Origin of the sequence: Skermania sp. ID1734 (genome assembly GCF_007489285.1) — a bacterium.
GTDB lineage: Bacteria > Actinomycetota > Actinomycetes > Mycobacteriales > Mycobacteriaceae > ID1734.
This window is the reverse complement of sequence record NZ_VLIY01000003.1, coordinates 237670-263937: the sequence shown is the minus strand read 5'-3', so window position 1 is coordinate 263937 and position 26268 is coordinate 237670. Positions and strand designations below refer to the sequence as shown.

Sequence of the window (26268 nt, the reverse complement as noted above, 5' to 3'; positions counted from 1 at the left end):
TCTAGTTCCTTCGGGTGGCGAAATCGTAGGTGACGCCGGGCTTTTCAGCGGCACGGGCCTTGAGGGTGGGCTTGGATACTCGTTCGGAGGGGGTCCGGGGAAAGTCGACAACGAACTCGACGTAGCGGGGCACCTTGAAGCGGGCGAGCTCTTTCGCGGCGTTCCCGATGATCTGCTCGGCGGTCGCACGATCGGCCGATACACCGGCCGCGAGCTGGATGAAGGCTTTGACCTCCTCGCCGAGGATGTCGTCGGGTTCGGCGACCACGGCAGCTGCGACCACTCTCTCGTCTCGCTCGAGGGCGGCTTCGACCTCGGCGCAGGCGACGTTCTCGCCACCTCGGCGCACCATGTCCTTGATCCGCCCGACCAGCTGGATGCCCCCGTCGTCACGACGCACCACGAGGTCACCGGTGTGCAGCCAGCCGTCGCGCAGCACCTCGGCCGTGGCGTCGGGACGATTCCAGTAGCCGCTCATCATCGGCACTCCCGAAACGACTAGCTCGCCCGGCTCGCCGTCCGGGGCTTGCGCGCCGTCGGCACCGACGATGCGAATATCCTTGGTAGGGACCGGATTTCCGAGGCTCCCGCTGCCCACCGCCGCACAGTCGTCGAAGGAACTGAACAGGTCGACGCCGGACTCGGTCATCCCGTAGATCTCACGCCACGGGGCACCCCACCGCGCCTCGAGATGGGCGTGCAGTGCCGCCGGGATCCCGGAGCACAACACCATCCGCAGGTTGTTGTCACGGTCCTCCGCAGACGGCGGCTGCTTGAACAGCAACGTCGGCATCGATCCGAGGACGTAGAAGAACGTCACGCCGTGGCGGCGTACGTCGGACATGAAGGTCGACGCGGAGAAGCGAGGCAACACGACGAGCGGGGCACCGACCGTCAGCGCGAGCGCGGTGTTCCACTGCGGATCCATGTAGGAATAGGGCTGCGAGGTCAGGATGACGTCGTCGGGGCCGAGGCCCGTCGCCCCGGCGCAGATCCAGCCGAGCCGCACCCAGTAGTCGTGGGAGAGCATGCAGGCCTTCGGGAATCCTGTTGTGCCCGAGGTGTATTGCAGATTCGCCAGCGTGTCGGCGCGGACCGGCACTCTCGGCGCCGTCGCTGGGAAGGGTGCAGACCCGTCGTCGGCGACGTCGACCACACGGAGATGGGCGAGCTCGTTCTCGGCTGACCGCACGTCGGCGACAAGATCGCATCGCTCGGAGTCGGTGAACACCACTCGTGCACCGGAATCGCGGAGGACGAAGGCGAGGTCGGCGCGCCGGTAGGAGCAGTTGATCGGGACCACGACCGCCCCTGCCTTCAGCGCGGCGAGCCAGGCCACCGGCCAGTGGACGATGTTGGGCAGCATGATCGCGACCCGGTCCCCCGGCCGAACGCCGTCGACCTCGATCAGCCGGTGAGCCAGCCGCGATGTCCAGGAATCGATCTCGCCGAAGCTGAAGGACCGTTCGCCGAACCGCAGGAATTCCTGATCCCCGCGTCCTGCGACCGCTGGGACAACAGCTCGGTCAGCGTCGCGATGGCCGGATCAGCACCCATCTTTTCGGGCAGCACGACCGGGCGGGAACGCGAACCGCTGCGCCCGACGTGCTCGGCTGTCACGTTCGTGCTCACGACAGGCTCCTCTGCAAGTCGGGACCGCAGCGGTCCGCCAGTCGCTCCGCGGCCGCCCGAACGATCCATGCCATCGTCGGGTCGGCGCTGACCATCCACTCCGGATGCCACTGGACTCCGAGCGCTGGGCCTCCAGGAAGCTCGATCGACTCGATCACGCCGTCACCGGTTCGCCCGGTCACGACCAGGCCGGCACCGCAGCGGTCGACAGCCTGGTGATGCCACGAGTTCGTCGTCGCGTGCTCGCCGAACAGTTCGGCGGCGATCGAGCCCTTCTCGAAAGACACCAGGTGGTCAGCCGCGCCGTCGGTCGGGGCGGCCAGCGACGACAGGTGGCTCACCTGACCGGAGGGCAGATCGGCGACGAGGGTTCCGCCGAGCGCAACGTTGAGCACTTGCATGCCGCGGCACACGCCAAGCACGGGGATTCCCCGCTCCAGTGCAGCTCGGACGAGCGCAACCTCGTATTCGTCACGAGCGACGTCATGAGCCATCGGGTCCAGGCGCGGGTCGACATCGCCAACCCCGGACGGGTCGCCGCCCCAGCACGCCGGGTGCACGTCCTGCCCGCCGCTGATCACGACGCCGGACAGCCACCGGCAAACCTCCACCGCGTCGGCGTCGTACGGCAGGTGGACCGGCACTCCACCGGCTTGCGCGATCCGAGTCGCGAAGTCCGACATGAAGCTGTCGATACACCGGTCGCCGTACCGCTGGTCTGCCCCCTTGATCAGCGAGAGCCGGTACCGCCGTCCAGTGATACCGATCAGTGGTCGCTCGGCTCGGGCCTCCTCGTGCGCGGTCATGGCAGCTCGAAGTAGCGAGCCGACTCCCATTCCGAAAGTTCGGCGAACGGGTCACCGCCGGCTGTGTGGAACTGCATCCATTCCCACTTGCGGGAGGCGAGCCAGCAGTCGACGAACTCGTCGCCGAGCAACTCGCGCAGGATTGGATCGGCGTCCAGGGCAGCCGCAGCCTTGCTGATGGTGTTCGGGATGCGCTCGATACCGAGTCCGGGCGGCAGGCACCACGCCATGTCGGAAACCGGCTCTGGCGGGTCGATCTTGTGCTCGATGCCGGCGATGACACCGGCCAGGACCCCGGCGAGCGCGAGGTAGAGGTTCGCATCCGAGCCGGGCAGGCGGTACTCGAGGCGAGAGTACTTAGGGTGTCCGCATACCGCACGCACCGCCGTGGTCTTGTTGCTGATCCCCCAGCTGATCGTCACCGGCGGGCCACTGAGGTCGACCAACCGCCGGTAGGAGGTGATCTGCAGCAGCACAATCGAGCTGTTCCCCTCCATCGTGGCCAGCAGCCCGCCGATGGCGTGCAGCATCGTCTCCGACGGACCGTCCTCGGCGTAGAAGGCATTGGCGCCGTCGCGCTGCAAGGAAAGGTTGATGTGGGACGACTGACCGTAGCCGGCGGTGGGCTTGGCCATGAAGGTCACGCAGTGCCCCAGTTCGAAGGCGACCTCGCGCATGATCTGGCGGGTCCGCGCCCAGGAGTCACCGACCTTGATGGGGTCGGCGGGCGCAAGGTTGATCTCGATTTGACCGGCCGCGTCCTCGTCGCTCCACGCCTCCCATTCGATGCCCACCTCGCTGAGGCGCTCGGCAACTGCGTTCATGTAGGCGATCCAGTCGTTTGATTTGGCGAGGTGGTACGCCGTTCCGGCGTTGCCGCCGAGGGGGGTGAGGTCGCGGTAACCGCGGGCGCGCGCTTCGTGGATCGACTCCTCGAAGACGGTTGCCTCGATCTCGACCGCGACGGTCGCGGTGTATCCCTGCTCCGCCAGGCGGTCGATCATCTTCCGCACGAGGTTGCGTGGGCAGATCGGGACCGGCGTGCCGTCCTTGAGCCAGTAGTCGCCGATCACCGAATTCAGGCCGGGCTGCCACTCGACCAGCGTCGACATGTCGGGGCGCAGGTAGACGTCGTCGAGATGTCCGCGCCAGGCCGGGTATGCGGAGCCGAAGGCGGGAAGGTTGCCCAGATCCAGGCCGAACAGCAGGTCCGCGAAGGCGAACCCGGCATCCTTGCCAGCGGCGAACTTCTCGGGCGAGACATGCTTGCCGAGGAAGCAGCCCTCGTGGTTCGTCGCCTCGAGCCGCACGGCGCGCGGGTGGGAGTCTTGCCGTGCAGCGCCCGCAACGGTGGTGGTGAGCTCAGACATCGTAACGAACCTTCCAGGAAGCGCCGGTCATCGCCGACAGTTGGGAAAGGGTGCCTTGGATTCCCAGAGCACCGGAGAACAGGACTGCGATGAGGTCGTCGGCGCCCGAGAACACTCCGGCGAGCGTTTCGGGAGTTCCGGCCATCAGATACTGGGTGGGTCCCTCGCCGAGCACGACCTGCTCGAGGCCTTCCGGCCCCTCGGTGACCGCGATCAGCACGTCAGGGACTCCGGGCAAGCAACGGGTTGCCGCCCAGAAGCTCTCGGCGGCCGCACGCCACTGCGGCACCGGCGGAGTGAGCGCCCGCAACACACCGGCGGCCAGGTCGGCGTCGCCCGAGGGATCCGCGGTCGGCGCGAAGCGCGCATTCAGGTCGACGGTGATGTCCGCGTCCGGCTCGACCAGCACGCCACCGGACACGTCGATGCCGGTCTCTCCGAAGCTGATCGTGGCGGCCTGAGGTGTGTCATGTGAGCGGAGCGCGACAATGCCGGTCGACCTCGTCAGGGCGTCGAGGGCGTGCCCGGATCGCGCCGAGTCGCGCAGCGTGCGGCCAATCAGTCGGACGATGGGACTCGCATCGTCCTCGATCCTGACGTCGACCGCTGCGACACCCGCAGAGATCGACGGGGGCGCCGTCATGGTTTCGGTCATCTTTGGGTCCTTTCGACTTTCGACAGCTCGCGCGACACGTTCCCGCGCCGTTTCGAGTAGTTTTCTGCGTAACTTAGTCAAATGACTCAAACGCATGACTATGATAGTGCGGCATGGATCACACACTGTCAACACCGAATGCGGCACCTTCTCCAGCAGGCCTCTCGCGAACGACCGAGCCAGTGCCGCAATGCTGGGGGCGCCTCGACCCCGACGTGCTGCCCGTCGCCCAGGCGATTGCGGAAGTGTTGACGACACCCGTCCGCGAGCTCGGGGCCGAGGCCGCTCGACAACTTTTAGCGACCGCGCCGTCCGAGCCGGCGTTGACGCCCCTGGATCGAGTCGAGGAGTTGACCGTGCCCACCCGCGCCGGACACCTCCGCGCGCGCCACTACCACTCGCCCTGCGCGTCGGCGCCGCGCCCGGCGCTGTTGTATCTGCATGGCGGCGGGTTCGTCCTGGGAACCCTGGACGGAGTAGACGAAGTGTGCCGCGCCATCGCCGCGCGATCGGGGTGGGACGTGCTGTCCCTGGAATACCGACTCGCTCCCGAGCACCCCTACCCAGCCGCCCTGCACGATGCGCTCGACACACTGGCTTGGCTACGCACGTCGGGATCCAGTCTGGGGGTCGATCCGGACATCATCTCGGTCGGCGGCGACTCCGCAGGTGGCAACCTTGCCGCCGCACTGTGCCTCTACCTCCGCGATCACCACCTGCCCGAACCGGTGTCCCAGGTGCTCGTCTACCCTGCGGTCGACGACACGTTCACCGCAGCGTCCTGGTCCGAGTTCGCCAAAGCACCGCTGCTCAGCGCCGCCGATGCGCGCTGGTTCTGGGAGCAGTACGTAGCCACCGATCGGGACGGCAGCGCCGATCACTACACAGCCCCCATGAGGGCTGCGTCGCTGCGCGGGTTGCCGCCGACCCTGGTCCTGACCGCCGAGGTCGACCCTTTGCGTGACGACGCCGAGGCCTTCGCCGAACGCCTGCGGCGCCACGGCGTTTCGGTTACGGCCATTCGCTATTCGGGCGTGTTTCACGGCTTCTTCACCGAGCTCGGCATCATCCACAAGGCCGAGACAGCGATAGACGACGTCGCCCGGCATCTCCAGGATGTCGCTTCCCGCATGACGACGACTCCGAATTCTTCGTGCACGGGCATTGACGAAGGTCACATCAGCAAGTAACTTTCTTAGTCATCCGACTCAGTCGATTGACTACTTTAGAAGGCAGAGAGCATGACTGACACCGCGACACCCCGCACACCCGTCGTCGACGTCCTGTGCGTAGGCGCCGGCTTCTCCGGCCTCTACGCCGCGTACAAGGCGCGCGAGCACGGTTGGACGTTCGCCGGTTTCGAGAAGGCCCCCGACGTCGGCGGAACCTGGTTCTGGAACACCTATCCCGGGGCCAGGTGCGACGTCGAGAGCATCTATTACTCCTACTCGTTCGACGAAGAACTACAGAAGGAGTGGACGTGGAGCGAGCGCTTCGCGCCGCAGGCCGAGATCCTGAGCTATATCAACCACGTCGCCGACCGCTTCGACCTTCGTCGACACTTCCAGTTCGACACCAAGGTCACTGAAGCAAACTGGCTTCCCGATGAGCACCTGTGGGAGCTGACTCTCGACTCCGGCGCCAAGCGCCGCGGCCGCTACCTGCTGGCGGGATCGGGCGGACTGTCGACGCCAAAAGACGTCGATGTGCCCGGCCTGCAGAACTTCAGCGGACTGGTTGTCTCGACGAGCCGGTGGAACATCTCCCTCGACGACCTCGCCGGTAAGCGCGTGGCGGTGATCGGTACCGGATCCTCTGGGGTGCAATGCATTCCGCTGATCGCCAAGGTCGCCGAGCACCTGACGGTCTTCCAGCGGACCCCCAACTACGTCTTTCCCGCGCGTAACGCCCCGATGGCGCCGGAGGTCGTGGACGAAATCAAGAGCAAGTATCCCGATATCCGCCAGGAGTGCCGCTACTCCCCCGGTGGCATCCCGGACCGCCCGGTAACCGACAAGGCATTCGACGTATCCGACGAGGAACGCCAGCGGCGCTACGAAGCGGCGTATGAGCGCAGCGGCTTCCTGGGTGTTGGAGCGGAGTTCGCCGACCTGCTCTTCGACCTCGAGGCAAACAAAACCGCCGCAGACTTCTTCCGCGGCAAGATCCACGAAATCGTCCGGGACCAGAAGACCGCAACGCTGCTCGAGCCGCAGTTCCCCCTCGGTGCGAAGCGCAGCTGCTTCGGCACCGATTACTACGAGACCTTCAACCGTCCCAACGTCTCTCTCGTCTCGCTGCGCGACGACCCCCTCACCACGATGACCGCAGGCTCCATCGTCACCGAGCACAGCGAGCATGAGGTGGATGCCATCGTGCTGGCGATCGGTTTCGATGCCTTCACCGGACCACTGTTCGGGCTCAACGTCACGACGCCCGATTCCGGCCGACTGCAGGATGCATGGAGCGACGGCGTACGCACCTACTTGGGCATGATGACCGCCGGGTTCCCTAACTTCTTCATGATCGCGGGCCCACAGAGTCCGGCGCTCGCGAGCAACGTCGTCATGACCATCGAGCAGTCGGTCGACTGGATTACCGACCTGATCGCCATCGCCAGGGCGAAGGGCATCGAGGTAGTCGAAGCCACCGTCGAGGGCCAAAACGACTGGGTGAACATCACCGAGCTCACCGTCAACCAGACGCTCTACGCCACCACCGACTCCTGGTACCGCGGATCCAACGTGGCCGGCAAGCCGTCCACCTTCATGGGGTACGTCGGGGGCGTCGGCCACTATCGTCGGATCTGCGAGGAGATCGCACGTCGCGGCTATCCCGGCGTTGCCCTCGATGGACGGTCCGTCGCCGCGGGTATCGGGCGAATCGACGAAGAGGTCGCAGAGGCGACACCCGCGACGGCGTCGGAGGAGGTGCACGCGGAGGTCGCCACCGTCGTGGGCGGATGAAAGTCGTCCATCAGCGCTATGTCGCGTACTCCGACGCCCACTATGCCGGCAACCTCGTCGACGGCGCGTACAGCCTGAAGCTGTTCGGCGACGCCGGAACACACCTCGCGATCCTCGGCGACGGCCACGAAAGCCTGTTCGCCGGGTACTCCTCCGTCGAATTTCTGGCTCCGATTCGGGGCGGAGACGTGATCGAGATCGAGGCGCGCCTCGCACACAAGGGCACCCGCAGTCGAACGGTCGATTTCGAGCTACGCATCATCTGCCGCTCCCTCGACGAGACCGGGCGGGCAGAGGTTCTCGCCGAACCAATCATCGCCACCCGCGCCCAAGGGACCGGGGTCATTCCTGCCAATTGTTGATGGCCACGACGCCCGCCGCGCACCGGTCGACACTTCCCGGTGTGCGGCGGTTTCCAACCCGGCGCCTGCGCCACGCAAGCAACAGGATGCTACGAGCCGCTACACTATGTAACACCGGAGGTGATTTCCGATGTCTACAGGTGACAGAGTCACCCGCGTTGCTGCAGACCTATTGGCAGCCGCGGCCGTGGAGGGCCCTAAGGAGTCTCGGTCAGCCAAGCAGCAACTCGACTACTGGGCGCGCGTTGGACGTGCAGTGACGAGCCAGCATTCCGTGGCGCATCGCCGTGTCGAAGCGGCCCTTCGTGGTGACCTGCCCATGAGTGAGCTCAGCGACGCCGAAGGTGTGGTGTTCAACGCGGAGACGAACACCCGTATCGGCCTTCGCCTTTCGGCAACGCACTTCGGTCGCCGCCTGGCCGCTGAGGGCGTCAGCACTGTTGCGCTCAACGACGACGGGCAGCTCATCGAATACCGTCCGGATGGCACGGCCCGCGAGCTTTCGTGATCCGGCTGGACTTGGTTGTCGGCCCTAACGGCGCTGGTAAGTCGACGTTCATCCGGTTTGTGCTCCAGCCTGAGCTGCCCCAGTCGGTGTTCGTCAACGCGGACGAGATCGCCACGCTGCACTGGCCGGATGCTGCGGAATCGCACGCCTATGAGGCGGCCGAGATTGCCGCGCGGACTCGTGCTGCCCTCATCGCCGCCCGACGGCCCTTCATCGCGGAGACAGTGTTCTCGCATCCGTCCAAGCTCGATCTGGTTCGCGCGGCGCAGTCCGTGGGTTACACGGTGTTCTTGCATGTGGTGTTAGTCCCGGTCGAGCTCAGTGTCGCGCGCGTCAGGTATCGCGTGGCGGCCGGCGGGCATAGCGTGCCGGAGGACAAGATCCGTGGTCGGCATGCGCGCTTGTTCGCCAATGTCGCCGAGGCAATCGCACTCGCGGACGAGGCGTTCGTCTACGACAACTCGGAGCTGGCAGGCCCGCGGCTGCTGGCGTCGTTCGCCGCGGGCGAGGCAGTGGGTCCGGTTTCGTATCCGGATTGGGTGCCGGCGGGATTCAGCAGCAGATGAATGTTTGCATCGATCCAGATGGCACGCGCGGACCGCACTCACTATCGAGGGCGGTACACGTCGGACCGGCTGAACACCCCCACCACGGTGACAGATCTCAGTGAGTCATCAATTCGATAGACAACCCGGTAGGTGCCGCGTCGCACACTGTGGCGGTCACCGGCCCACGTCCACTACTCGGCTGCTTCTGGTCGCGCTTGAACAACCTCCGAGATGTCACAGCTTCGGACCCGGCGGTGTCTACATGCGGACACCAACCCACAAGGAGCAGCAGTCATGAGCAACACTCGAATCCCCAAGGCGGAGATCACGGGTATTTTCGGCGCCCTCGCGAAGAGCTACAGCAGGCGAGTGCTCGGCCGGGTCCCAGAACCGCTGGGTGTGTATTGGCACAACCGCCCTGTGCTGAAGACGGTGATGGGGGTCGGCGCGAAAATCCAGAAATGGGACGCGTGCGACGAATCGCTGAAGTCCTTTGCACACATGGCGGTCGCGTCGATGATCGGTTGTAGTTGGTGCCTGGACTTCGGTTACTTCCAAGCATTCAATGAGCATCTGGACATGAACAAGGCACGTGAGGTGCCGCGCTGGCGCGAATCGAACGCATTCACGCAGCGGGAGCGGGATGTGATGGAGTACGCGGAGGCGATGACCACGACGCCGCCCACCGTGGACGACGATATGGTCGCCAATCTGTTGGCCCAACTTGGGGAGGCAGCGATGGTGGAGCTGACCGCGTTCATCGCGGTCGCGAACATGAACGCCCGCGGCAACGTCGCGCTCGGCATCGAGTCCGAGGGCTACGCGCAGTCCTGCGACCTTAAGCCGTTGGCCGAGCGCTCCACGCAGTCGCTGGGGTGAGCGTGGACCCGTTCGTCACCCATCGCAGCCTGCTTTTCACCGTCGCCTATGAGTTGCTCGGGTCAGCCGCAGACGCCGAGGACGCTGTCCAGGAGGCGTACCTGCGGTGGGACGGTCTCGGACCGCGCGGTCGGGCCGAAGTCATCGATCCGCGTGCGTACCTAGTGCGGGTCGTCAGCCGGCAAGCCCTGAATCGGCTACGCACGTTGGCGCGACGCAAAGAGGACTACGTCGGAGAGTGGCTACCATCGCCGGTGCTGACCACCCCCGACGTAGCCGAGGATGTCGAACTGGCCGAAAGCGTGTCTCTAGCGATGCTGACCGTGTTGGAAACGCTCACTCCCACCGAACGCGCCGTGTTCGTCCTGCGTGAGGTCTTCGACCTGCCGTTCGATGAGATCGCGGCCGCCACCGGCAAGACGTCGGCGGCGGTACGACAGCTCGCGCATCGAGCCCGGTCGCATGTGGCTGCGCGACGACCGCGGGTTGAAGTCGACCAGACCGAGCAACGGCTGGTGGTCTCGCGCTTCGTCCGCGCGTTGGAGACCGGCGACATCCAGGGCTTGATGGATGCCTTGGCACCGGATGCGGTGCTGATCGCCGACGGTGGCGGCGTGGTCTCGGCTGCCCGGGTTCCCGTGTCGGGAGCGAAGAAGATCGTCAACCTGCTGCGGGGATTTCCGCGCCTTGCACCGGACGCCGTTATCGAGTCGGCGCTGGTCAATGGAGCACCCGGGCTGCGGGTATTAATAGGGGGCGCCGTGGACACAGTCATCGGGTTCGCATTCGACGATGGCCGGATCCGGCAGATCTTCGCGGTGCGTAATCCGGATAAGCTCACCCATCTGTCGCAGGGCGCCGCCCTGAGGCGCTGAAAGGCTATCCGACCCGCCCCTTCTCCCGGCGCGACCGCCCACGCGCGCTAAAGGCCGCATTGGCGTCGATGAAACCTAGTGCGGTGAGAAGGACGGTCAGGATGCACGCCAGCACAACTCCGTAGCCCGGTCTACCGTCGCCGGAACTGACGTCGAGAGCTTCGCTGAGACTTTCGCGAATATGGACGGCATAGAACAGGCACATCGCTGCACCGATCGCCCCAAGAACGGTCACAACGATTGCCGCCTCGAGGCGCGCGGGTGACCACAAATAGAACGCGCCGGCGACAACGATCAGGACGGCGATGACGAGCACCCACCATCCGAGGTGGTTCATCATCGGATTGAGGTAGTCGGCGACGTGATGCTCTAACGACGCATCACCGTCGCCGACACTCACCGTGACGGTTCCCGTCCCGGAGACCGAAGCGGTCATGATGGCTTGCGGGCCGCCAATGGCGACGTGGCCCCATGGGAGAAATACCGAGATCAACAGTAAGAGCCCGCCACCGATCATGGTCAGTCCCAGAACCCGCTGCTGGCGTGGGCGCGCCCTGCTGTCGGCGGAGGTGTCGCGATCGGACTCGGAACGTGGCGTTGCCATATCCCCATTGTCTGCTTCGGCGAGGACTCCGACAACGATCCCTACCGCAGGTCCCGCTAGAAGACGAATCGCAGAATTCGCTGGGTGATGGCGTTGTAGGGCGGATACAGCAGGCGCGGATCCGGGCGGACGGCGCGGTTGAGGTGCGCCTTGCGGTGGCTGAAGGTTTCGAATCCCCATTTGCCGTGGTAGGCGCCCATGCCGCTGTTGCCGACGCCACCGAAGGGCAGCTCGGGAACGAGGACATGCATGGCGACATGGTTGGCGACCACAGCGCCAGCACTCACGGTTTTGCGGAACCTCCGTTGCAGCGCCTTGGACCCGCTGAATATATAGGCGGCCAAAGGCTTCGGTCCGCTGGTGATGTGCGCGAGGGCGGCGTCGACTGATTCGACGGTCACCACGGGCAGTATTGGCCCGAATATCTCCTCCTGCATGACTTTTGCGTCGAGATTCGGGTCGACGACGACGGTGAGGTCGACCTTGCGCTGGTCAGGTTCCGCGCCGCCGCCGAGGAGAACTTCGCCACCGTGGTTGTCGAGCAGGTCTGCGAGGCGTTGAGCGTGCCGACTGCTGACGATCGGAAGTTGGCGTCCGCCATCTCGATTCGGGCTTAGGTCGCGGAAGGCGTCGGCGAGCTTGGGCAAGAACGCTTCCCGCACGCTCGCGTCGACGAGCAGGTAGTCGGGCGCGATGCAGGTCTGGCCGGAGTTGAGCAGCTTGGTCCAGGCGATGCGTCGGGCGGCGACATCAAGGTCGGCGTCGGCGGCCACGAAGACGGGGCATTTGCCGCCGAGTTCCAACGTGACCGGAGTGAGGTGCGGAGCGGCCGCGGCCATGACGGCCTTGCCCACCTCGGGTCCGCCGGTGAAGAAGGCGTGGTCGAGCCCCTGGGCCAGGATGTCCTGGGTCACCTCTGCGCCGCCTTCGAGCACGGTGATTGCGTCGGTGTCGAGGTAGCGCGTGACCAGGTCGGCGAGCACGGCTGCCGTCGCCGGCGCATGCTCGGACGGTTTGAGCACGGCGCAGTTGCCGGCCGCGATGGCCGCCACGAGCGGCCCGATCGTGAGATACACCGGGTAGTTCCACGGCCCGATCACCAAGACGACCCCGAGCGGTTCGTAGTCGTACCAGGCGCGGCCCGGGAACTGGGACAGCGGAACACCGACTCTTTGCGGTTTCATCCATTGGCGCAGGTGCTTTCGCGCAAACTTGGCCTCCGCCAGCGGCGGCGCAATGTCCCCGAGAAAGGTGTCGTTGGCGGGGCGCCCGAGGTCGCTTGCGAGGGCGGCGGCGATGGCCGGTTCGCCGTCGGTCAGCATTGTCTCGATGGCCTTGAGCTGATCGAGGCGCCACTGCACGCTTCTCGTTCGTCCGGTGGCAAATGTGGCGCGCAGGCGGCGCACCTCTTGTGCGGCGGTCGAATTCACCGCTTTCTCTTGTACTGCGGTCATGACTTGCTGATCCTGTCGGTGTAGGCGGCGCGGGCGGCCGGGTCGAAGTCGAGAAAGGTGTTGTAGGCGCCGAGCTTTCGGCTGACGAAGTCGCGCAGCCTGCGGCCGAGCAGCGGCTGGGTGGTCAGGACCGTCCCGACGATCTTGGGCACGTAGACGTCCGCTTTCGGTTTGGCCACCGCGTCGGCGATGGCGTGCGCGACGTCGGCGGGTTCGACCACTGGGATGAGCTTGGTGGCGGTGGTTCCGGCGATCAGCTCGGTGTTGGTGAAATGCGGGAGTACGCAGGTGAATTGCACTCCGGTGCCAGCGTGTTCGACGCGCGCAGTTTCGGTGAGTGCGACGACAGCGGACTTGGTGCCGCAGTATGTGATTCCGCCGGGCACCGGCGTCTTGCCTGCAGTGGAGGCAACATTGACGACATGACCTGCCCCGCGTGCGACCATTGCCGGCAGGGCGAGGTGCATGCCGTGGATGCAGCCGAGGACGTTGATTTCGACCGCGCGGCGATGTGTCTGTGCCGATTGATCGAGGAACCGGCCGATCGGCATGATCCCGGCATTGTTGATCAGTACATCCAAAGGTCCTGCACTGGTGGCATTGTCGAGGAACGCCGCGAAGGAGGCGTAGTCGGCGACATCGACGGCATACGCCTCGACGCCGGGTCCGACCGAGGCCGCCGCAGCAGCCGCCGCCTCGGCGTCGAGGTCGCCGATGATCACGGTGGCGCCGCGGCCATGAAGTTCGCTGGCCGTGGCCAGTCCGATGCCCCGGGCGGCTCCGGTGATGGCAATGCGGCGTCCGCGCAACGATGTGGTGCTCATGAATGCCTCCTGGCGCTAGTGGTGATCTGGCCGAGAACGTCGAGTTCGGCGCGAATGTCGGCCACGATGTCGGTGCCGTCGGGAAGCCGGCGCGGATCGGTGGTGACCGAGAAGGTCAATGCGCCGTTGTAACTGACGACGGCGATCGTCAGTGCGTGTTTGCGAGTGAGCGGGGTAGATCCCAGGATCAGCCGGAGCGGGCGGCCGAGAAAGTAGACCGCCACGGGCGGTCCGGGCACGTTGGTCACGGTGAGGTTGAACATGCCGGCGTTGAACTGAAGGGCTCGATTCATCAGCGCGGCAAGGGGTTGCGGCGCGTACCTTCCAAGTTCCAGCAGTGCGGCGGTGTCGTCGGCCTGGCTTGTGGTGGTGGCGCGCTTGACCGCTTCGGCGACCTTGCCGATGCGGGCATGGGGGTCGGATTCGCCGACCGGCAGCCCTGGATAGGTCATGGCGATCTGGTTGCCGTGGGTGCCGCGCGCGTGCTCGGGACGGCGGTTGACGGGAACGAACGCGTGCAGATGATCGACGAGTTCCCCGTGGCGGGATAGGTAGCGGCGCATGGCTCCGGTCACGACGGCCAGCACGATGGTGTTCACCGTGGCGCCGTATGCGTGCCGGATGTCGTGGATGTCTCGCAGTGGCACGGTGACGTACTCGGTGCGCCGGGTGGGTCCGCAGACTTCCGAGTTGAACGGAGTGTCGGGAGCCTGCCGGATCAACCGTCCGATGCGGCGTAACCGGCCGATTACCTCCCAATCAGCTTTGGGCAGTTGCGGATTAACGCCAGAAATCTGCCACCACTTCTTGGGCGGACAGGGCGCCCAGGGCTGCGGCTGTGGCAATGCTCGCGCCGGCTCGGGTGAGCAGAGCGTTGCGAAGATGTCCATGATCGACAGGCCGTCGACCATGCAGTGGTGCACCTTCAACGCCACGGCAAACCCGCCATCGGCAAGTCCCTCGACCAGTGTCATCTCCCACAGCGGCCGCTGTAGATCCAGCGGGTCGGCGCTCATGTGGTCGATAAGGCCGGTGATCTCCGCGTGGCCGCCTGGGCTCGGCAGGCTGACGCGGTGTAGGTGGTAGTCGAGATCGAATGCGTCGTCGTCGACCCAGGCCGGGCGCAGGACGCCGAAGGCGGTGTGGTGCAGGCGGTGCCGAAAGTGCGGCAGCGCCGGAAGGCACCGGCTGATTGCCTCACGAAATTCGGCAAAGCTGGGCGCAGGACCGTCGAAGATCAGCACGCCCGCAAGTTGCATCCGGTTGTTGCGGTCTTCGACGTGCAGGAAGGCGGCGTCGAGCGGGCTAAGGTAGCTCGAATAGCGTTCTGTCACTTTACTTCTCCCCTACGTCGGTAGCACTCACAGGTTCAGCACGTCGCAATTTCCCGCTTACTCTCCACCACTCACTCGATACATAACCTAGGCTATCTTTGCCGTGTATTCAATATCTTGACATCGTCTTTTATTGATATAATCTGCCATATATTAGCCGTCACTAGGAAGGATCGGTCATGACCACGGCAACCACCAAGCGCACCTACGACCACGTAGAACTGTCGAGCGAGTCGTTCTGGGCACAGTCGGCACGCGAACGTGACAAGTCGTTCGCGATCCTGCGCAGCCAGCGACCGGTTTCGTGGCAGCCGCCGGCGTATGGATCATTGATGCCGGACGCGAGCGACCCCGGCTATTGGGCGGTCGTGCGCCATCAGGACATCATCGCGGTCAGCAGGGCGAACAAGATCTTCTCGTCGGCTCCCGAGTTGGGTGGCGTTATGTTCGAAAACGTGCCGGCCGAGGTCCTGATCGCCTCGCAATCGATCCTGACGATGGACGAGCCGCAGCACGCCATCACCCGCAGGCTCGTTGTGAAGGCGTTCAGTCCCCGCCAGATCCGGCTCATCGAGGAGCAGATCAACCGCCAGGCACGCGTGATTGTCGACGACTTTCTGGCCGACGGCCCACGCGACTTCGTCGAGCAGGTATCGATGCGACTGCCGCTGTGGACGATCTCGGAAATGCTCGGCGTCCCGGTCGAGGAACGCGACCGCCTGGTCAAAGCGGTCGACGACATGGTGGGCTACAACGATCCCGAATACATCGGCGACCGTGATCCTTTCGCGTGCGTCATGGGCGGACTCATGGCGCTGCACGATATTGCGCAAAAGCTCATCGAGGCCCGCCGCGCCGCGCCCGCCGAAGACTTGATGACGGCGCTGGTTTCAGCCGAGGTCGACGGGCACCGGTTGAGCGACGAGGAGTTGCGGTCTTATTTCTGCCTACTGGCCATCGCCGGCAACGACACCACCCGCAACACCACCAGCCACGGAATCAAGGCGCTCTACGATCACCCCGACCAGAAGGATCTGTTGCGCAACGACTTCGACCGCATGATTCCGACCGCGATCGAGGAGTTCCTGCGCTGGGGCACAGCGGTGATGACGTTTCGCCGCACCGCCCGCGAAGATACCGTGATCGGTGGACAGGAGATCTCGGCCGGGGAAAAGGTGGTCATGTTCTACTCCTCGGGAAACCGCGACGAAACCGTCTTCGAGGATCCGTGGCGCTTCGACATCACCCGCAATCCGAACCCGCATATCGCGTTCGGCGGCGGCGGGGTGCATTTCTGCCTCGGCAACCATGTCGCACGGATGCAGATGCGCGCACTCTTCCGGGAAATCGTCACGCGCGCGCCGGAACTGAAGCTGGGTGAGCCCGAGTACGTCACCGGGCACTTCATGCACGCGATCAAGCGGATGCCCTGCTCGCTCTGACCCGACCCGACGACCAACGGAGCGCCATGTATCCCGGCACCTACGCCCAGACCACACCGGACAATCCTGCAGTCATCATGGCCGGCTCACTGCGGCAGCTGACCTACCGTGAACTCGACGACAGCTCCCGACGGCTCGCTGTCGCGCTGCACGACCTCGGACTCCGCAAAGGAGACGTGGTGGCCATGCTCAGCGACAACGCCGTGGAGTGCTTCACCATCTACTGGGCCGCGTTGCGATCCGGGTTGTATCTGACAGCCATCAATTTTCACCTCACCGCCGGCGAGGCCGCCTACATCGTAGATGACTGCGACGCAAAGGTTCTCATTGCCTCCGGATCGCTCGATGGCCTCGCAGAACAAGTGCGTGCGCTGTCGCCGGGGGTTGCGCACGCCTACAGCTTCGACGGTGAACTCACCGGTTTCGACTCCTACGACGAGTTGTTGGCCTCGGCCGGCGACCGTGAGCTGACCGAGCAACCACGCGGCAGCGACATGCTCTACTCCTCGGGCACCACCGGCCGCCCCAAGGGCGTCAAGGCGCCGTTGCTGCCCATCGCCGTCGACCAACCCGGCGACACGCTGACCGCGCTGGCCGGCCAGGCGTTCGGTTTCAACGCCGACGACGTTTACCTTTCTCCCGCACCGATCTATCACGCCGCACCGCTGCGCTGGTCCGGGGTAGTGCACGCGTACGGCGGAACCGTGGTGGTCATGGAGCGGTTCCGCGCCGAGGATGCGCTCGCGGCGATCGGACAGTACGGCGTGACAGTGACCCAGATGGTGCCGACGATGTTCGTGCGGATGCTGCAACTCGACGAGCAGACCCGGTCCGGCTATGACGTGTCCAGTCTGCGACTGGCCATCCACGCCGCCGCGCCCTGCCCACAAGACGTCAAACAGGCGATGATCGACTGGTGGGGACCAATACTCGTCGAGTACTACTCCTGCACCGAGAGCAACGGCCTGACCCTGATCTCATCGCCGGAATGGCAGACCAAACGAGGGTCGGTGGGCCGCAGCATGCTCGGCCCTGTGCACGTCTGCGACGACGACGGCGCCGAAGTGCCTGCCGGCGAAATCGGCGTCGTCTACTTCGAGCGGGAAGCCCGCCCATTCGAATATCACAAGGATCCCGACAAGACCAAGGATGCCGAGCACCCCGATCACCCCAACTGGACGACCGTGGGCGACATCGGTTACGTCGATGCCGACGGCTATCTCTATCTCACCGACCGCAAGTCCTTCACGATCATCTCCGGTGGCGTGAACATTTACCCTCAGGAAGTCGAGAACGCGCTGACCATGCACCCAGCGGTGTTCGACGTCGCAGTCATCGGCGTGCCCGACCCCGCGCTGGGCCAGCAGGTCAAGGCCGTGGTTCAACTCCGCGACGGCATCGAACCGTCGGACCAACTGGCCCAACAACTTATCGCGCACGCGAAAACAACGGTCGCCGCGTTCAAGTCGCCCAAGTCCGTCGACTTCGTCACGAACCTGCCCCGCACCGAGACGGGAAAGATGGTCAAGCGGCGGTTGTTGGAGAAATGAGTAACAGGGGCACTAGTTTTCGAGCTGACGCGCGAGCTCATCGAGAGCATCGCTGTAGATCTGCGAGATCGCCTCAGCGAGTGCGGGTTCGGCATCTGGAGAGACAGCGTTGAACTCCGCGTCCCAGACCACTTCCGATCCGCGCGGATGGTCCCGTACGGCGAATTGTGACCGGTAGAACCGCAGTGGCAGCGGCCCCGAAACATATTCGTACATGTAGCGTCGCTGACCCTCGCGATGCTCGACGATCCGCTCGGTCGCCTCATCGCCACCGTCGGCGAATACCGCGTAGCGCAGGTCTCCTGTCTGATAAGACTTTTCGATCGTCGGCACCCAGGCAGCGATGTTGGCGGTATCGCCGCCGATGGCCCATACAGCCTCAGGTGTTGCCGTGATGACCCGAGATTCGTTGATGTGCACCGGTTTCTCCTCGCTTCTTTCGATCAGTAGGTCAGTCAGGCGGCGAACCTCCTCGGGTCCGACACCGTGCTCGTGCAGCAGAGCGTGAACGCCGCCGTAGCGCCGGTCGATTTCGTCCAGAAACCGCGCCATAACATCCGGCGGCGCGGTCCACGCCTGCGCCGGATACACGTCGGCGGCCGCGCCGTAAGACGCCATCTGTTGCAGGCGGGCCATCGACGCGATCACGTCGTCCGGCTTAGCCGCATAGTCGGCCACGATGTCGTCACGGCACACGCCGACTGCACTGAGCACCACGGCGATTGCTACACCGGTCCGGTCCTTTCCGACTGTGCAGTGCACGAGCGTCGGCAACATCTCAGGTTCGAGGAGTCGCGAAACCAGCGCAGCCACGCCTGCAGCACCCTCGATGAGATAGCCAAGGTAGGTGTGTAAAAGCGGATCGTCCTCGGGCATCGGCGCGACGGCGGAATCCTCCGACACCCGATTGCGCAGGGTGAACGAATTCGGGACGAGGCGCACGTTCAATTCGTCGAGCGGCCCACGGCCTTCCCTGTCGATCTCGTGCGGCAACCGCAGATCCAGCGTCGACCGGATGCTGGTGGTGGCTAAGAGCGCACGAGCCGTCTCTCGGTCGAGGAATTGCGGTGTGCCGCTGCGAAAGAGCACACCGTTGCGCACCCGACCACCGTCGCGAGTGCGTAGACCGCCGACATCGCGGAAGCCGAGCAGACCCGGGTAAGTCATTGCTGCGCCGACAGGATCGTGACCACGCACGCGTTGCCGTCCATTCCAGCCGCGCCGCCACCCATGGTTTCCACGAGGCCCGTTCGGTGCCGGCGTACCTGCCGATCACCGGCCACACCGCGCAATTGCCAAGCGATTTCGGCCAATTGCGCCAGGCCCGTCGCACCAAGTGGGTGTCCGCGCGACAGCAGTCCACCGCTGGGATTGACCGGTTGCGCGCCGTCTCGTGCCGAGTGTCCGGAGGGCGCGAGTTCCGCGCCCTTGCCGCGCGGCGCAAGGCCGAGCGCCTCGAGCGTGATGATCTCGCCGATCGTGAAGGCGTCGTGTACCTCTAGGACGTCGATGTCCTGCGGCGCGCAGTCGGCCTGTTCGAAGGCCAGCGCGGCCGCGCGAGCAACACTCGCGAATCCCCAAACATCCTCGCTGCGGTGGTCCCACAACGCGCCGGACACCATCACGGACGCTTCGATCCGAAGATCGCCGCGGACCCCACGCTCAACCCCGACTATCGCCGCTCCCGCGCCGTCACTGGTCGGGCAGCACTGCAGGAAGGTCAGCGGTTCGGCAATCATCCGCGATTCCAGAACTTCGGCCACGGTGGGAATCGAGGCGCGTAGCTGGGCCCGCGGATTGTCCATGCCATTGCGCTTGTTCTTGACCGCGATGGCCGCGAGTTGCTCAGGTGCGACACCGAATTCGCCGATGTAGCGCTGCGCCTGCAGGGCATACAGACCAGGCAGCGGTAGTGACGCAGCGCCTTCGGGGTCGGTCGCCTCCGGCACGATCGCGCCGGAGAACAAGGTCGACATTTGTTCCACGCCGAGCACCAGGACGCAGCGAAATCGGCCGAGCCGTACCGCCTCGACCGCCTCGTGATATGCGCTCGTCCCGCTGGCGCAGGCGTTTTCGACCGTCCACATCGGGACGCCGGGGATGCCGAGTCCGCGCTGAACCCGCGTCGCCACACCGGGCGGCCCGAAGACCGATCCGACGATGATCGCCTCCACCTCGTCCGGCCGGATACCGGCGTCCCGGATCGCCTCCGCGATCGCCGTCCAGGCCAGTGATTCGACTCGCTGCTCGGGGAATCGCCCGTAGGCTGAGGTACCTACGCCCCACAGCATGGGTTGCTTGCTCACGCGCCCTCCTTCTTCGCGACCAGGTCGCCGCCGTCGCAACCGCAGATTTCCAGCCGCTCGCCGATCCGCAGCACCGTCGGCTCGGTGAGGTGGACGAGCACCCGCGGTCCGTCGTCAAGGTCGAGGTACGCCAGGCCGAACGGCGGCTTTCGGGTCCCGACGGGGATCGCAACGACGGTCGACGACCACACCGCCCCGTTGCGCGCGAACGTCGCCGGCTCGGTGGTCGCATAGCACACCGGGCACCACGGAATGCCTTGTTGCGCACTCGGGTAACGGCACGCCATGCAACGTGATCCGAGGACGCCCGCCGCTGTGAGAACCGGCCGGGAGTCTGCCACCGGCAGCCCGCCGACCGCCGAGCCCGCACGGCGTTTGGTGGGCCGTCCGACACCCAGTTCGCTCATCAGTGGCCGCCCTCGAGTGTCAGCGTGAAGTCGTCGGCCTCGATGTGCAGGTACGCGCCCACTGAGGTCTCGACGAGTTCGCGGATGTAGCGCATCTCGTTGCTCGTCGGCGAGAAGTCCCGATTGCGTTGCGGCGTGGCCCGCATGACGTCGATGTCACGCTCCGGCACCAGGAGCCGCAGAATCAATTCGTCGTCGCTGATGGACTCGCCGAACTTCTTGCGGATCTCGGCCAGGCTGGGCTGCGGCGGTTCCCAATCCTGATACGTCTTGGCCTTCGGTGAGCTCATGATCGTGTCCAGGACGTCAGGATCGATCGGCGCCACCGGCTTGCCGTAGAAACCATGGACGTAGATCAACACCTCGTCGGGAACCACCGAGTAGCGCGAGCCGGTGACGACATTGAGCACCGCCTGCGTTCCCACCAGTTGTGAGAACGGAGTGGCCATCACCGGATAACCCAGTTCTTCACGGACTCGCGCCATTTCGTCCAGGACCTCTTCGAATCGGTCCTCCATGCCACGATCGCGCAGCTGCGCCTTGAAGGTTCCGGCCATGCCGCCCGGCAACTGGTGACGATATTGGAACAACGAGTATTCAGCGGGTTGGCCGACAGGCAGGTCTTCGTACTCGGCGACCCGAAGCAGATGCTGTTCCACCGCTGCGAACCGCGAGTCGTCGAGCTCGACGTCGAACCCCGCATAGCGCAAGTTAGCGACTGTGTTTTCCGTCGAGGGCAACGAAACCCCCGCCGCCAGTGGCCGGCTCGCTGTATGCACGCGATCCGCTCCTGCGAGCAGGCCCTCGAGGTAGTTGACCGGCGCGAGCGCGTTGTTGCTGTGGAAGTGGATCTCGACGGGCAGCTGACCGGCTGCCCCCTTGATGGCGGCGACCAGCGAGCGGGTACGCTCCGGCGTGAGAAGTCCTGCCGCATCTTCGAGTTCGATACCGTCGGCACCTAAGGCGACCAGTTCGCGCGTGCGTTCCGCGTAGTACTCGTCCGTGTGGTACGGGCTATCCGCATACAGGATGCACGGAACCGCTTGGGTGCCATGTGCCTGCACGGTCTTGACGAGCCGGCCGATCTTGTCGATGTTGAACAGTCCATCGTAGATCCAGAAGCTGCCGATGCCGTGCGCGCACAGGCGCTGCACCCACAGGTCCATCACGCTGTCGGCGGTCAAACCGAACGTCACGATCCCGTTGCTTCGGGTTCCCGCGCGCACAGTAGTCTTCGGCATCGCCTTCGACAGCGAGATGAGCTGTTCCCAGGGGTCCTCTTTGCAATGCCGGACGAGCACCTCGAAGATGGAACTGCCCACCAGGTCGATGGTGTGAAAACCAGTGCGGTCGAGTTCGGCTGCCATCGGCAGACCCATGTCTTTACGCAGGCGCATTCCCCACCAACTTTGGGGACCATCGCGCAGCGTCTGATCGATGATGTCGATTGTCCGGCGGCTGCCATCAGCATTGCGCGGAGCGCAGTCCAGGTAGTTCATGAGATTTTCTCCAGATAGTCGGGAAGCCCGTGCGCGGCGATCCAATCGGTGGTCACGGTGCCGGCACGGAAGTCCGGGTGGTCCAGCGCGAAGCGTGCGAAGTCGGCTGTCGTCGGAACTCCGGTTACGCGCAATCGACTCAGCGCTTCGGTCATTCGGTCGGTGGCTCGGTCGCGGGTAGGTCCGTACGCAGCTATCTTGGCCAGCAGCGAGTCGTAGTACGGGGTAACCACGTAGCCCGGCTCACAATGAGAGTCGACCCGGATCCCCTCCCCCACAGGCGGTTCCCACACCTGGACAGTCCCCGGGTTCGGGATGAATCCGCGAGCCGGGTCTTCGGTGGTGACGCGGACTTCGATCGCGTGCCCGGTGAGCGAAATGTCGTCTTGGCGCAGACGTAGCGGTTCCCCCGCTGCGCTGCGCAGTTGCTCAACGACAAGATCGACGCCGGTGACGAGTTCGGTAATCGGGTGTTCCACCTGGATTCGCGCGTTGAATTCGAGGAACGCGAATCGCTGGGTATCGGCGTCGTAGATGAATTCGACGGTGCCCGCGCTGTCGAGGCCGAGAGCGGCGGCGAACGCAACACCGCTGCGGCGGATATCTTCGCGGATCTGCTCCGGAATGTTCGGCGCGGGCGATTCTTCGACGACTTTCTGGTGACGCCGCTGCAGCGTGCAATCGCGTTCACCGAGGTGAATGACGTGGCCGTGTTTGTCACCGAGGACCTGAACCTCGATATGTCGCGCACGCCGGATGAACTGCTCGACGTAAAGCCGCCCGTCACCAAATGCCGATTGCGCTTCGGTGGCAGCCGGTGACCACCGGGCCCGTAGTTCTGCCTCGTTTTCCACCACGGACATTCCCCGGCCGCCGCCACCGGCAGCCGCCTTGACCAGCACCGGATAGCCGATTTCCGCGGCAGCTGCCGCAGCGGCGTCGGCAGTGGCCAGCACCGGTGACCCGGAGAGCACGGGAATTCCCGCGGACCGGGCGAGTTCGCGTGCACGCGCCTTGTCCCCAGCTTGGGCCACGGCCTCCGGGCGCGGACCCACGAACACCAGTCCGGCGGCGACGCATGCGGCGGCGAACTCCGGGTTCTCGGAGAGAAACCCGTAGCCGGGATGCACTGCGTCGCAACCGGTACCGAGCGCAGCGCTCAGCACAGCGGGAATCGCCAGGTAGCTTTGTCCGGCCGGCCCGGGCCCGATGCAGACCGCACGGTCGGCGAGCCGCGCGGGAAGCCCGTTTCGATCTGCTGTCGATGTCACGACCACGGCCTCGATACCAAGCTTGCGGCACGCCCCAATGATGCGGACAGCGATTTCCCCTCGATTCGCGATCAACACTCGGCGCAGCGACACGCCCGTCGGCGGCGCAGTCGGCACCATCGCTGGGCTAGCCATCGGAGGGCCTGATCAAGAACAGCGGCTGATCGAACTCGACGAGTTCGGAATTGGCCGCGCAAATCTGCACGATCTCACCGGATTCGGTGGCCACGACCGGGTTCATCAACTTCATCACCTCGACGATGGCGAGTTGTTGGCCAACCTCGACGTGTTGGCCAACCTGGACGAACGGCGGCTCCCCTGGACTAGGCGCCGTCCAGAACGCACCGACGGTCGGCGAGCGCACCTCAACGCACCCCCCGACGTTCGCCGGAGCGGTCGCTGCAGGCTGGGCCACGACGGACTCCGGCGCGGGCACCTCTGGGTTGACAGCCACCGGTGTCGTGACTGCACGCGCCGGCGAAACAGGGCTCGGCGGGCCGTTCTTTCCGACGGTGATGCGCATGCCTCGTACGTCGAGAGTCATAGCGGTCCACGAGGAGTCGTGGAAAGTGCGCAGGAGCTGACGCATCTCGCGACGGGTGACGTTGTCCGGTGTTGTCATGATGGTTTCCTCCGATGAGCGATCGCCGCGAGCAAAACGGGCAACCGGTGTGCCGCGACGATAATCTCGACGCCCGCGTCGAGAGCGGCCCGAACACCCTCGGGAGTGGAGAAGGCCGCGCCGCGAACAGTTTTGGTGCCGGGTGGGATTTGCAGGAGCTGCTCGCCGAGCTGGTCGCCCGCGAGCGTGTCCGCGTCGAACGTTGGCCCGTCACCGTGCGTTTGGTTGACGGCTACCGGTGCGTGGCGTTCCGCCCACTCGGTGAGCCGACGCAGGTCGTCGTCGGAACTCTCGTCGACTGCGGATGTCGGCACCGCACCGGCATAGACTTTGCCGTTGGTGGCGTCGACGGTGACGAGGCGACCAACGAGCTTTTCCACGGTGCCGGCCCCGCATCCCACAACGCACGGCGTGTCGAGCGCCCGGCTCACCACCGCGGCGTGCGAGGTCGACCCGCCCTGTTCGGTGACGACGGCGACGGCCGCGATCATGCCGTGCACATCGTCGGGGCTCGTCGAGCGACGGACGAGTACGCTGCCCGGGTTCGCTTGCGCCGCTTCGGGTGTGTCGACGACGAGTCCCGTCGCCACCCCCGGGCTGGCGGCCGCTCCGGAGGCGAGCAGTTCGGCGGTAACGCCAGCGCCAGGGGCGATTTCGGGGCGAAGAAGAGTACGAATCTGCTCGGCTGTCACTCGCGAGAGCGCCTCGACCGGTTCGATGACGCCTTCGTCGACGAGTTCTACCGCAATCCGCACCGCCGCGCGGGCGGTTCGTTTCGCCGGGCGCGACTGCAGCAGAAACAGTTCGCCGCGCTGCACGGTGAACTCGATGTCCTGCGCGTCGCGGCCCTCACGGTCGAGTCGCTCGGCGGCCGCGAGCAGTTCTGCGTGCAGATGCGGTGCGCGAGCCGCCAACTCAGAGAGCGGCTGCGGCGTTACCCGCCCGGACACGACGTCCTCGCCTTGCCCACACGGCAGGTACTCGCCGTACGGGTGCCGGGTGCCGTCGACGGGATTGCGGGTGAACAAGACTCCGGTACCCGAGTTCGCGTCGAGATTCCCGAAAACCATGGCCTGCACCGTGACTGCGGTGCCCAAGTCGTCGGGTATTCCATAGTGCTTGCGGTAGGCGATAGCCCTGCGCGATCTGCTCGATTCGAACACCGCTGCGACAGCGGCACGCAGTTGCTCCCAGGGGTCGGCGGGCACTGCTTCGTCGACCTCGGCCGCGATCGCGGATCGCACGGCCGCCACATCGGGCAATTCGTCGAGTTCCTCGGCGCAGCCGAGCACCAACCGGCCATAGAAGCCGGTGAAGCGGCGGTGCACTTCGGCGGCGAACGCAGGGTCGCCCGTTTCCGCCGCAAGGCCGGCTTCGACGATGTTGTTGCAGCCCAGGTCGAGAATCGTGTCCATCATGCCCGGCATGCTGATCGCGGCGCCCGAGCGAACCGAGACGAGCAGCGGCCGGTCGTGGCCACCGAACGTGCGTCCGAGTTCCTTCTCCATCAACCGAATTCCGGCTTCCAGTTCGTCTGCGAGGCCGTCTGGCAGGCCGCCGCTCTCGAAGTACGCAGCGCACGCCTCGGTCGTCACCACGAACGCGGGTGGTACCCGCAACCCGAGCGAGCGCATCCGCCACAGGCTCCACGCCTTGCCGCCGACCAGGTCGCGGCTCGGCTCCGCCGGCCCGTCCGGGACCACCAGCCAACGCATCTGGGTAGCGGTGCTCATTCCGGACGCTCCCGCCCCGTGAGCCGCAGGATGTGCTCATGCATCTGGAACCACACGGTGTGCACCGAATCGACGCGGACGCCGCTGACATAATCGGTTTCGCCGCCTTCGGCGCGGGTGAGCGCAGCCCCGGCCCGGTCCAGGAATCTGTCTACGAGTGGGTCCGCACTCACCAACGGACGCAACACTTTCTGAGTCTTGTCGAGCACCCGCCCGAGCTTGTCGAGGATCTTTTCGTCGTAGGCCGCGTCACCGTGGTCGTTGCTGACGCGCTGACCGTCGACGTCGACGGTCTGCCAGTCGGTGGTGAGCGCGAGAATCTGCTTGTTCACTCCGGTTTCGAATGCGTCCATGGCGGCGCTGATTTCGCCGTTCGAACGGATCTCTGCGAACGCCCGGGGATAGACACTGTCGAGGAACTGCCGGCCCGCTGGGGTGAGCATGAAGTTGCCCCGGGCAGCGATCACAAAGCCGTCGGCGACGGCCTTGTCGAGCGCGACGTCGACGTCGGCTGCAGGCAGTCCGTTGACCTCGGCCAACTGTTCCCCGGATCCCAGCTGGCGCAGAGTAAGCGTATGAACGGTGAGCTCGTAGTCGTCTAACATGATGGTCCTTTCGGTA

At 65.2% G+C, this 26268-nt stretch carries 26 protein-coding genes; 9 read left to right on the top strand and 17 right to left on the bottom strand.

The window, feature by feature from the left end:
• Position 1: 1 nt before the first annotated feature.
• The 5 genes from FOS14_RS05240 to FOS14_RS05225 are packed head-to-tail and all read right to left on the bottom strand — an operon-like array spanning position 2 to position 4463.
• Positions 2-1480 (bottom strand): AMP-binding protein, encoded by a 1479-nt coding sequence (locus FOS14_RS05240; protein ID WP_370512177.1) that lies wholly within the window; start codon positions 1478-1480, stop codon positions 2-4.
• Positions 1408-1632: a hypothetical protein gene (locus tag FOS14_RS25145; protein WP_255450078.1), complete on the bottom strand. Its 225-nt coding sequence runs from the start codon at positions 1630-1632 to the stop codon at positions 1408-1410. The genes FOS14_RS05240 and FOS14_RS25145 overlap by 73 nt, the downstream gene beginning before the upstream one ends.
• Positions 1629-2438, bottom strand: coding sequence for a gamma-glutamyl-gamma-aminobutyrate hydrolase family protein (locus FOS14_RS05235; RefSeq protein ID WP_143769214.1), 810 nt, complete (start codon positions 2436-2438; stop codon positions 1629-1631). The genes FOS14_RS25145 and FOS14_RS05235 overlap by 4 nt, the downstream gene beginning before the upstream one ends.
• Positions 2435-3808, bottom strand: a complete 1374-nt coding sequence (locus tag FOS14_RS05230) for a glutamine synthetase family protein (RefSeq protein ID WP_143769213.1) — start codon at positions 3806-3808, stop codon at positions 2435-2437. The genes FOS14_RS05235 and FOS14_RS05230 overlap by 4 nt, the downstream gene beginning before the upstream one ends.
• Entirely contained in the window at positions 3801-4463 is a 663-nt protein-coding gene (locus FOS14_RS05225; protein WP_143769212.1) for a hypothetical protein, read from the bottom strand. Before FOS14_RS05225 ends, FOS14_RS05230 begins: the two co-directional genes overlap by 8 nt.
• Before the next feature lie 113 nt (positions 4464-4576).
• On the opposite strand from FOS14_RS05225, the gene FOS14_RS05220 reads away from it, so the two are divergent.
• From FOS14_RS05220 to FOS14_RS05185, 7 genes are all read left to right on the top strand, one after another.
• Positions 4577-5653 (top strand): alpha/beta hydrolase, encoded by a 1077-nt coding sequence (locus FOS14_RS05220; protein ID WP_143769211.1) that lies wholly within the window; start codon positions 4577-4579, stop codon positions 5651-5653.
• Positions 5654-5704: 51 nt separating this feature from the next.
• Positions 5705-7429 (top strand): NAD(P)/FAD-dependent oxidoreductase, encoded by a 1725-nt coding sequence (locus FOS14_RS05215; RefSeq protein WP_143769210.1) that lies wholly within the window; start codon positions 5705-5707, stop codon positions 7427-7429.
• Positions 7426-7791: a hotdog domain-containing protein gene (locus FOS14_RS05210; RefSeq protein WP_143769209.1), complete on the top strand. Its 366-nt coding sequence runs from the start codon at positions 7426-7428 to the stop codon at positions 7789-7791. Before FOS14_RS05215 ends, FOS14_RS05210 begins: the two co-directional genes overlap by 4 nt.
• A 130-nt stretch (positions 7792-7921) precedes the next feature.
• The gene (locus FOS14_RS05205; protein ID WP_143769208.1) at positions 7922-8299 is read left to right on the top strand and encodes a hypothetical protein; all 378 of its coding nucleotides are present in this window, start codon (positions 7922-7924) and stop codon (positions 8297-8299) included.
• On the top strand, positions 8296-8865 hold the full coding sequence (locus FOS14_RS05200) for a zeta toxin family protein (RefSeq protein WP_143769207.1): 570 nt from the start codon (positions 8296-8298) through the stop codon (positions 8863-8865). The genes FOS14_RS05205 and FOS14_RS05200 overlap by 4 nt, the downstream gene beginning before the upstream one ends.
• A 276-nt stretch (positions 8866-9141) precedes the next feature.
• Complete coding sequence (locus FOS14_RS05190; protein ID WP_143769206.1) at positions 9142-9726, top strand: carboxymuconolactone decarboxylase family protein; 585 nt, start codon at positions 9142-9144, stop codon at positions 9724-9726.
• Entirely contained in the window at positions 9723-10601 is an 879-nt protein-coding gene (locus FOS14_RS05185; protein WP_143769205.1) for an RNA polymerase sigma-70 factor, read from the top strand. Before FOS14_RS05190 ends, FOS14_RS05185 begins: the two co-directional genes overlap by 4 nt.
• Before the next feature lie 4 nt (positions 10602-10605).
• Here the strand turns inward: FOS14_RS05185 and FOS14_RS05180 are convergent, their stop codons facing one another.
• From FOS14_RS05180 to FOS14_RS05165, 4 genes are read right to left on the bottom strand one after another with little or no spacing between them, the layout of a single operon-like run.
• Positions 10606-11205, bottom strand: coding sequence for a hypothetical protein (locus FOS14_RS05180; protein ID WP_143769204.1), 600 nt, complete (start codon positions 11203-11205; stop codon positions 10606-10608).
• Positions 11206-11261: 56 nt separating this feature from the next.
• Positions 11262-12659, bottom strand: a complete 1398-nt coding sequence (locus FOS14_RS05175; RefSeq protein WP_143769203.1) for an aldehyde dehydrogenase family protein — start codon at positions 12657-12659, stop codon at positions 11262-11264.
• Complete coding sequence (locus FOS14_RS05170) at positions 12656-13483, bottom strand: SDR family oxidoreductase (protein WP_143769202.1); 828 nt, start codon at positions 13481-13483, stop codon at positions 12656-12658. Before FOS14_RS05170 ends, FOS14_RS05175 begins: the two co-directional genes overlap by 4 nt.
• Positions 13480-14817, bottom strand: coding sequence for a wax ester/triacylglycerol synthase family O-acyltransferase (locus tag FOS14_RS05165; RefSeq protein ID WP_143769201.1), 1338 nt, complete (start codon positions 14815-14817; stop codon positions 13480-13482). The genes FOS14_RS05170 and FOS14_RS05165 overlap by 4 nt, the downstream gene beginning before the upstream one ends.
• Before the next feature lie 179 nt (positions 14818-14996).
• On the opposite strand from FOS14_RS05165, the gene FOS14_RS05160 reads away from it, so the two are divergent.
• Entirely contained in the window at positions 14997-16259 is a 1263-nt protein-coding gene (locus FOS14_RS05160; protein WP_143769200.1) for a cytochrome P450, read from the top strand.
• A gap of 26 nt (positions 16260-16285) precedes the next feature.
• A complete protein-coding gene (locus FOS14_RS05155; RefSeq protein WP_143769199.1) occupies positions 16286-17809 on the top strand; it encodes an acyl-CoA synthetase in 1524 nt (507 codons plus the stop codon).
• A 12-nt stretch (positions 17810-17821) separates the two neighbouring features.
• Here the strand turns inward: FOS14_RS05155 and FOS14_RS25140 are convergent, their stop codons facing one another.
• The 8 genes from FOS14_RS25140 to FOS14_RS05115 are packed head-to-tail and all read right to left on the bottom strand — an operon-like array spanning position 17822 to position 26252.
• Positions 17822-18976, bottom strand: a complete 1155-nt coding sequence (locus tag FOS14_RS25140) for a tyrosine-protein phosphatase (protein ID WP_255450077.1) — start codon at positions 18974-18976, stop codon at positions 17822-17824.
• Complete coding sequence (locus tag FOS14_RS05145) at positions 18973-20100, bottom strand: thiolase family protein (protein WP_143769342.1); 1128 nt, start codon at positions 20098-20100, stop codon at positions 18973-18975. The genes FOS14_RS25140 and FOS14_RS05145 overlap by 4 nt, the downstream gene beginning before the upstream one ends.
• Before the next feature lie 11 nt (positions 20101-20111).
• Positions 20112-20522 (bottom strand): Zn-ribbon domain-containing OB-fold protein, encoded by a 411-nt coding sequence (locus FOS14_RS05140; protein WP_143769198.1) that lies wholly within the window; start codon positions 20520-20522, stop codon positions 20112-20114.
• Positions 20522-22021 carry a carboxyltransferase gene (locus tag FOS14_RS05135; RefSeq protein ID WP_143769197.1) on the bottom strand — a complete coding sequence of 500 codons (1500 nt, stop codon included), beginning with the start codon at positions 22019-22021 and terminating at the stop codon, positions 20522-20524. The genes FOS14_RS05140 and FOS14_RS05135 overlap by 1 nt, the downstream gene beginning before the upstream one ends.
• Entirely contained in the window at positions 22018-23427 is a 1410-nt protein-coding gene (locus FOS14_RS05130) for an acetyl/propionyl/methylcrotonyl-CoA carboxylase subunit alpha (RefSeq protein ID WP_143769196.1), read from the bottom strand. The genes FOS14_RS05135 and FOS14_RS05130 overlap by 4 nt, the downstream gene beginning before the upstream one ends.
• A complete protein-coding gene (locus tag FOS14_RS05125) occupies positions 23420-23914 on the bottom strand; it encodes a biotin/lipoyl-containing protein (protein ID WP_143769195.1) in 495 nt (164 codons plus the stop codon). Before FOS14_RS05125 ends, FOS14_RS05130 begins: the two co-directional genes overlap by 8 nt.
• On the bottom strand, positions 23911-25647 hold the full coding sequence (locus tag FOS14_RS05120; RefSeq protein WP_143769194.1) for a pyruvate, phosphate dikinase: 1737 nt from the start codon (positions 25645-25647) through the stop codon (positions 23911-23913). Before FOS14_RS05120 ends, FOS14_RS05125 begins: the two co-directional genes overlap by 4 nt.
• The gene (locus FOS14_RS05115) at positions 25644-26252 is read right to left on the bottom strand and encodes a hypothetical protein (RefSeq protein ID WP_143769193.1); all 609 of its coding nucleotides are present in this window, start codon (positions 26250-26252) and stop codon (positions 25644-25646) included. The genes FOS14_RS05120 and FOS14_RS05115 overlap by 4 nt, the downstream gene beginning before the upstream one ends.
• Positions 26253-26268: the final 16 nt, after the last annotated feature.